6 protein-coding genes and 1 pseudogene are annotated in these 7,665 nt (G+C 34.8%); 3 read left to right on the top strand and 4 right to left on the bottom strand.

Translation table 11 applies throughout. The annotated features are described in order from the left end of the window. Positions 1-860 precede the first annotated feature (860 nt). Positions 861-1,691 carry a shikimate 5-dehydrogenase gene (locus A9G45_RS02085; RefSeq protein WP_065566694.1) on the bottom strand — a complete coding sequence of 277 codons (831 nt, stop codon included), beginning with the start codon at positions 1,689-1,691 and terminating at the stop codon, positions 861-863. A 73-nt stretch (positions 1,692-1,764) separates the two neighbouring features. Between A9G45_RS02085 and A9G45_RS02080 the strand changes: the two genes are divergently transcribed. After that, positions 1,765-2,094 carry a nitrous oxide-stimulated promoter family protein gene (locus tag A9G45_RS02080; RefSeq protein ID WP_065566693.1) on the top strand — a complete coding sequence of 110 codons (330 nt, stop codon included), beginning with the start codon at positions 1,765-1,767 and terminating at the stop codon, positions 2,092-2,094. Between the two features lie 98 nt (positions 2,095-2,192). Here the strand turns inward: A9G45_RS02080 and A9G45_RS02075 are convergent, their stop codons facing one another. Next, positions 2,193-4,337: a TonB-dependent receptor gene (locus A9G45_RS02075; protein ID WP_065566692.1), complete on the bottom strand. Its 2,145-nt coding sequence runs from the start codon at positions 4,335-4,337 to the stop codon at positions 2,193-2,195. A 198-nt stretch (positions 4,338-4,535) separates the two neighbouring features. Here A9G45_RS02075 and alr point away from each other — a divergent pair, with 198 nt between their 5' ends. Both alr and mltG read left to right on the top strand, forming a co-directional pair. Then, on the top strand, positions 4,536-5,621 hold the full coding sequence (alr, locus tag A9G45_RS02070) for an alanine racemase (RefSeq protein WP_065566691.1): 1,086 nt from the start codon (positions 4,536-4,538) through the stop codon (positions 5,619-5,621). Between the two features lie 7 nt (positions 5,622-5,628). Beyond that, on the top strand, positions 5,629-6,651 hold the full coding sequence (mltG, locus tag A9G45_RS02065) for an endolytic transglycosylase MltG (protein ID WP_065566690.1): 1,023 nt from the start codon (positions 5,629-5,631) through the stop codon (positions 6,649-6,651). 108 nt (positions 6,652-6,759) lie between these two features. Here the strand turns inward: mltG and A9G45_RS14840 are convergent, their stop codons facing one another. Next, positions 6,760-7,056 (bottom strand): YqcC family protein, encoded by a 297-nt coding sequence (locus tag A9G45_RS14840; RefSeq protein ID WP_442903009.1) that lies wholly within the window; start codon positions 7,054-7,056, stop codon positions 6,760-6,762. Between the two features lie 18 nt (positions 7,057-7,074). Continuing rightward, a pseudogene (gene ampD, locus A9G45_RS14835) lies at positions 7,075-7,611 on the bottom strand (1,6-anhydro-N-acetylmuramyl-L-alanine amidase AmpD); the annotation flags it as partial. Positions 7,612-7,665 lie beyond the last annotated feature (54 nt).

Raw genomic sequence — 7,665 nt, 5'->3', positions numbered from 1 at the left:
CGCATTGATTTAACTAAAAAAATACAAAATAAAAACTTCAATAAAATCAATGGCTTTTCTGAACGATTTTTGGCTTAAAATTTAAGTATTAAAAACAAAATTGAAATCTTCCGCTTGTGCTTTTGTTAAGCAATTAGTTCAATTTATTGGGATAAAAAGAAAAGAAAGAATAAAAAGTCTTGTTTACAGGTAGTTTACAGATAGTTGCCCAACGCATTGATTTAACTAAAAAAATACAAAATAAAAACTTCAATAAAATCAATGGCTTTTCTGAACGATTTTTGGATTAAAATTTAAGTATTAAAAGCAAAATCGAAATCTTCCACTTGTGCTTTTGTTAAGCGATTAGTTCAATTTATTGGGATAAAAAGAAAAGAATAAAAAGTCTTGTTTACAGGTAGTTTTACAGATAGTTACCCAACGCATTGATTTAACTAAAAAACACAAAATAAAAACTTCAATAAAATCAATGGTTTTTCTGAACGATTTTTGACTTAAAATTTAAGTCTTAAAAACAAAATCGAAATCTTCCGCTTGTGCTTTTGTTAAGCGATTAGTTCAATTTATTGGGATAAAAAGAAAAGAATAAAAAGTCTTGTTTACAGGTAGTTTTACAGATAGTTATCCAACGCATTGATTTAACAAAACAAAAACCTTAATAAAATCAATGGTTTTTCTGAACGATTTTTAGCTTAAAATTTAAGTGTTAAAAACAAAATCGAAATCTTCCACTTGTGCTTTTGTTAAGCGATTAGTTCAATCTATTGGGATAAAAAGAAAAGAGTAGATAGTAGAAAACCACCAAGGTAATTTGCTATCAACTGCGATAACAATCCCCCGTTCTTTAGGGGGAATATCAATTAAGCTTGCCTTGCGAACTCACTGGCTTGTTTAACCAATTCGGCAGAAGGTGTTACGCCAGTGTATAGCACAAATTGTTCTAGTGCCTGTATTGTTGCAACATCTGCTCCAGAAATAATGATTTTATTTAGTTTTCTAGCATATTTTATCATGGGTGTTTCAACTGGCAATGCAACCACATCAAAAACAATATCGGCATTGTTTATCATGGGTTGAGGAAAAGCTAATTCATCAGCTTCAACCCCACCAAGCATCCCAATTGGAGTGACGTTAATAATTAATTTCGCTTGCTGTGGTAATATGTCCTGCTCGTTTTTTACCCATGTGTAGTTGTATCTTTTGGCTAAAGCTTCACCTTTGAGTTGGTTACGCGCAACAATAATGCCATTTTTAAATCCTGCATCATAAAAAGCCCCAATCACCGCGTTAGCCATACCACCACTACCTTTTAAAACAAAGGGCGTAGTATGATCAATTTTATTGGCTGTAATAAGTTTAGCAACAGCAATATAATCTGTATTATAAGCTTTTAAGTGATAGTTGGTATTAACAATGGTATTCACCGATTGAATCGATTTTACCGAATCATCTAATTCATCAATAAACTCAATACAAGCTTCTTTATACGGCATTGAAATGGCACAGCCTCGAATAGCTAAGGCCTTAATGCCATAAATTGCATCTTTTAAATTATTGGTAGTAAAGGCTTTATATAAGTAATTAAGATCAAGTTTTTCATATAAATAATTATGAAACCGAGTACCAAAATTGCTTGGCCTTGCTGAAAGTGACATACAAACCGTGGTATCTTTATTAATAATTCTTGCCATTTTTACTATTCCTTGTGATGATAAAGGTATGTTTTAGTTTTATTTTAACACTTTATTCAGTGGTTTTTTAGTTATGGTTGCCAATAATACCGGACCAAAGATTAGTCAAGAGAAAAAAACGGTGAGTGCCATGCTCTATTTATATTGTCATAAACAGCATAATAGCAAAAATCATCAGTTATGTAATGAATGCAACGATCTGTTGCAATATGCTATGCAACGTTTAACCATGTGCCGCTTTGGTGAGAATAAAACGACGTGTGAACGATGTCCTAAGCATTGTTATCGTAAAGATTATAAACAAAAAATAAAGCAAGTCATGCGGTTTTCTGGTCCAAGAATGATGATTTATCATCCTATCATGGCATTGCGACATCTTTATAAAAATTTGTTGAGTAAGTAGTTTGTTAGCTAACAGTTACTATGCGGTAAATCGCATAGTAACAATTACAGTAATCATTTATGATGTAAATAGTGCTTATCGTGTTAAGTTTTCTATTTTTAAAATTTTATGCTAGCACTCACTATAGCGTGAAATTTTGCAGCGGGTATGCTTTCGTAGGCGGTTGTGTAGTTTTTATTTAATATATTGTTGATATCTAAACCAATTTTATATTGCCGATTATCGCCAAATGCCGTGCTGGTAGATAAATTTAATGTTGACCAACCACGATAACGATAAACCGACGAATCGCTACGCTGAGTTGCATTGCTGGCAAATCGCATAAATAGATCTGAATCAAAATCGAAGTGATCAAAATAGGCGGTGTGTTTTACGCCAACACTGCCAGTAAAGCGTGGGTTACCTGAATCATATGTAGTATATCGGTCAGTTTTAATCTGGCGACGTAGATAATTGCCTTTAATATAAGGGGTAAAAGCTAAATCAAGGTATTCAATACTCAATTCTAAACCATGGGTTTTGGCTTTGTTGGCATTATTGTAATAATTAAAATTAGCCCCTGATGCGCCGTCGCAAATTGCAGAACCATTGCAACTTATTTCTGTAATATAGTTTTTAGCCGCTGAATAGTAAATGGCCGTATCAACTAACCATTTACTATTATTATAACGTAATCCAATTTCGTAATTATTTGACTTTTCCGCTTTTAATTTTGAGTTTCCATAAAGTGTTTGGCTTGCTGCTGAAGTTACAGCATAAAGATGAGAAAGCGTCGGGTAAACATAGCCTTGTGCAAAAGAGGCTCTTAATTGCGCATTTTTAATGCCAGAATAAGTTAATCCAGAAGACACAACAAAGTTATTATCACTGTCTTTCTTTTTACTATCAATTTTGTGTGTTACTAATGGTTGTCCGATTGTTGGGATTTTATTGATTGAGCTTGAACCATGCTTAAGTTTTGATGTTACCCAATATTGGCGAGCTCCTATATTCCATGATATATCATCAGTGATAGCCCAGTCGTTTTGAGCAAATAGCGAAAAGCTAGATTGTTGCCATTTATTGGCTAAATATTTGTGCTGAGTATAACTGGCTCTTGGCGACGGCATTTTTGCTACAACCGTATTATGTGAATGTTGATCAACATTGTCTTGTTGATATTGTGAGCCCATAATCAATTTCATATCTTTATGTAGAACAAAATCAGATTGGAATGTCATGCCATACGTTTTTTGTTCATCATTTGTGGCGGTATGGGTGTTGACATTCATTATCGGGCGTGGTGAGACGACAACATGATTTATAAATTGTCGATTTAATTTTTGTGCATAAGCATCGTAATGGATTTTTTTGAGGAATGCGTTATCAAGATCATAGTCATAAAATAGCCCCATTTTTTCACGTTGTAATTTAGGTAATTTAACAGAAAAATCCTTAATTGAAGGTGAATTATCATCTTTAGCAAAATAGGTTTTAGTATCAAGCTGGTAACGATCAAGTGAAAGCCCAAATTTATGTTTGTCGATATTAAGCCCAAACCATGAACTTAAGCTCTCATTATCGAAATCAGTATTGTGCAATTTACCTTGATAGGCTTTACGATCGTTATTTTTAGCGTTAGAGCCGCTAATTCTATAATCAAAAATACTATCGATGGTGCCATTAACGGTACCCATTTCGGTAAAGCCATCGGTGGATTGGTTATAAACAAGTTTAACATCGCCATTAAGCGGAGCGTTGTTTTTGCTCCCTTTACGTGTAATAAAGTTAACGACACCACCAATAGCCTGTGAGCCATAAAGAACGGAATGCGGACCTTTAATCACTTCTATTCGTTCAACGGATTCCATATCAATTAACACACCAGCACCTGAACCATGCCCTGAGCGGTGATATGTTACTTCTTGCCCGTCAATTAACATTAAAATTCGCGCTGGTGCTTCGCCTCTGATCATAATTTGCTTACGCCCAGCGAGTGAATTATCCGTAATTTCAACACCTGGAATATCGCGTAATGCTTCGACAACAGAATCACCATTTTGTTTTTCGATATCATCACGATTAATTGCGTTAACTGATACCGAACTATCCCATACGGTTTTTTCATTACGATCTGCAGTCACTATAATTGTGTCTTGTGGGGATCGGTTTTTTGCCGCAAAAGTATTTGTGCTTAAGCAAAGGTTTAGTAGTGTAATATATAATGTTGGCTTAATATAAGTTTTTGAAGTAGCTAATTTCATTGTTTATTTTATCCTATACTAGCAAAAAGTTATTCAAATGATAATCTAAATAATAATCATTATCATTTGATATGTAAATAAAAAGCTTTGTAAATCAAAAAAGGCTTAACCTATTAATAGATATGTATAAAAATAAAAATTTGTTATTATGACAAACAGAATTTAAAATAGTCATTCAATCAAAATTCAGGTAAGTACATGTCTATTGCAGTTGTTGAAGTTAACCGTCAATCAGTTATTCATAATGTTGAATATCTTAAAAGTATAGCGCCTAATAGCCAGCTAGTTGCCATCATTAAAGCCAATGCTTATTCACACGGAATAAAAGAAATTGCACAGTTGTTATGTGATAAAGTCGATTATTTAGGGGTATCGAGAATTTCCGAAGCAATCGCGTTGCGCAATAATGGCATTAATGCGCCTATCTTGGCTTTGGAAGGTTTTTTCCCTCATGAAAGCATTGATGATTTGATTGATTTTAATATTCAACCTGTTATCCACAGTAAATGGCAAATCGATGCGCTGTGTTGCTCTCCTTTGAGTGAGCAAATTATTCCGTGGTTTAAACTTGATACAGGAATGCATCGGTTAGGATTTTGTATTGACGAGGCTAAAGCTGAATTTTATCGTTTAGCTCGTTGTTCAGTGATTTGCCAGCCAATTAATATTATGAGTCATTTTAGTTCGGCCGATGATCTCACTTCTGAACAAACGTTAAAGCAAATCGCGCTATTTGATCAGTTTATTGCTTCAATTGATGACAAATCACTGATTGGAAAGCGTTCGCTTGCTGCATCAGGTGGCACATTGGCTTGGCCACAAGCGCATTATGAGGTGGTTCGCTCTGGAATTGCTTTATATGGCGTCTCGCCCTTTGAGGCGCCAGTTGCGGGACTTAAACCAGCCATGACATTTAAATCTGAATTAATTGCAGTACGAAAACACAAAAAAGGGGAATCGGTTGGTTATGGGCAAATTTGGTGTAGTCAGCAAGATACCTTTCTTGGCGTCGTTGCGATGGGTTATGGCGATGGTTATCCTCGAAGTATTCCACCAAATACCCCAGTTTTGATTAATGGACGGAAAGTCCCCATTGTTGGCCGAGTCTCAATGGATATGATTGTGGTTGATTTGGGAATAAATAGCAGTGAAAAACCGGGTGACGAAGTCATATTTTGGGGACCACAACTCCCCGTCGAGGAAATCGCTAAGCATACAGGTATAAGTGCTTACGAGTTAATAACACACTTAACTTCACGCGCAAAAATTCATTATAGTAGATAAATAAGTTATGATTAAAAAAATATTTTTATACACTCTACTCCCCCTAGTATTAATTGTGGGAGGTTCAATGACTATTGGTTATTATTTTTTACACCAGTTTTCTCAACAGCAAATGCAAGTAAATGATGAAAATCAGATGTTTATTTTGAAGAAAGGTACATCTATGCATCAATTAGTTGCCCAAGTAAAAGAAAGCAAGTTAATGCAACAAGCTTATTTGTTACCTTATTTGTGTAAGCTAAATCCGTCATTAAGATCAATTAAAGCAGGCTCTTATCAATTACACCCACATATGACTGTTGAGGAGTTTTTGAAATTGTTAGTGTCTGGCAAAGAAAGTAATTTTTCAATTCAATTTATTGAAGGTAAACGGGCTAAAGACTGGTTGAAAGTAATTCAAAATACGCCTTACATTCAGCAAACTTTAGTAGGTAAAACAGATGAAGAAATAGCGAAGTTGTTAGGCATTGACGGATCTATTGAAGGTTGGTTATCGCCCGATACTTACCGTTATACAGCAGACACATTAGATATCAATATTCTCAAACGTGCGCATATGACGATGAAAAGTAATCTACAAAAAATTTGGGATAATCGTGATAGCAACTTACCGTATCAAACACCTTATGAATTATTGATTATTGCATCAATAATTGAAAAAGAAACAGGCGTCAGTTCTGAGCGAGCTAATGTGGCTTCAGTATTTGTTAATCGCTTAAATGCCAAAATGAAGTTACAAACTGATCCAACAATTATTTATGGTTTAGGTGATAACTATAAAGGTACTATTAGACGTGTCGATTTGACTGATACTGAAAACCCTTATAATACTTATGTTATTGAAGGATTACCGCCAACGCCAATCGCCATGCCAAGTCTTGCCTCGCTTGAAGCTGCGGCACACCCAGCTAAAACTAATTATCTGTTTTTTGTTGCTAATGGAACTGGTGGGCATACGTTTTCAAGTACTTACAGCAATCACCAGCAGGCGGTGAATGAGTATCGCCGAATGACTAGCGGTGGGAATTAGCGTTTTAAAAACAGCGTTAAATATAATTAACTCTGTAAAAGTATTTTATTTAAATACGTTCACTTTAACCATTACCGCATATTAATGCGGTAACTTTTTATGATTAAATCAATATAATTCATCAAGTTGCTTAATTAGAGAAAGTAGATGATTAACATTTTGTTTTTGCTCTTTTAGCGCTTCTTCAAAATAAGGATGCAAGGCAAATTTAGGTAAATTAGCTTTGGCATCAATTAGTGCTTGCATGCGTGGAATAAAAACCCATTGTAACCATTCGTGTGGTTGCATTGTGTCTAGAGCAAAGGGTTCTTGACTTAAAAAGGCATCTGGGTTTGGTGGCATTGTTTGCCATAAATTGATTTTTTGTAATTCTTTAGTTATTTTTTGAAGTTGATTCAGTAGCATATACTCTTGTGATTGTTGCATTAGCAAGCTTTGATAATATTGCCAATCGAAACAAGGCCCTGGATCTGTTTTACGATCAGGGGCAATATCGCTATGCCCAGCAATATTTTCAATAGCATAGTGTTGTTGAAGTAATAAAGTGATTTTTGCTAGTTGTTGATATTGTATGCTAGTAAAGCTATCGGTATCGCATCCTTCCATTTCAATACCAATTGAAAAATCATTACAATTTTCTTGGCCTTCAAATACTGATTTTCCTGCATGCCAAGCGCGTTTATTGAATGGAACAAATTGAATAATTTCACCATCACGCCGAATAAATAGATGACTTGACACTTTAAGTTGATAAATCGAAGCAAAGTACGGGTGCTCCTCAGGATTAAGTTGCCCTGTAAATAGCTGTTCAACATAAGGTCCGCCATATTCATTGGGCGGTAAGCTAATATTATGGATAACAAGTAGTGATATCGGCTGATTGATTGGTCGTTCATCATAAAAAGGTGAAATAACTTGCTTAACACCCTGTAACCAACCATTAACAATTTTTAAGGACATATTGACTCCAACTTATCTGATAAACCGATGCCTAAATATTTTTGCGATCAGCTT

It is taken from the genome of Gilliamella sp. HK2 (assembly GCF_001690265.1).
GTDB classification, from domain to species: Bacteria; Pseudomonadota; Gammaproteobacteria; order Enterobacterales; family Orbaceae; genus Gilliamella; species Gilliamella apicola_C.
Note: the sequence above shows the minus strand (reverse complement) of the source record. Positions and strands in the feature narration are given on the sequence as shown.

What these genes read in the sequence shown, in the direction of transcription:
- A9G45_RS02085 (WP_065566694.1), bottom strand. Translation starts at nt 1,691, where the DNA reads ATGGCAAGAATTATTAATAAAGATACCACGGTTTGTATGTCACTTTCA.
- A9G45_RS02080 (WP_065566693.1), top strand. Translation starts at nt 1,765, where the DNA reads ATGGTTGCCAATAATACCGGACCAAAGATTAGTCAAGAGAAAAAAACG.
- A9G45_RS02075 (WP_065566692.1), bottom strand. Translation starts at nt 4,337, where the DNA reads ATGAAATTAGCTACTTCAAAAACTTATATTAAGCCAACATTATATATT.
- alr (WP_065566691.1), top strand. Translation starts at nt 4,536, where the DNA reads ATGTCTATTGCAGTTGTTGAAGTTAACCGTCAATCAGTTATTCATAAT.
- mltG (WP_065566690.1), top strand. Translation starts at nt 5,629, where the DNA reads ATGATTAAAAAAATATTTTTATACACTCTACTCCCCCTAGTATTAATT.
- A9G45_RS14840 (WP_442903009.1), bottom strand. Translation starts at nt 7,056, where the DNA reads ATGCTACTGAATCAACTTCAAAAAATAACTAAAGAATTACAAAAAATC.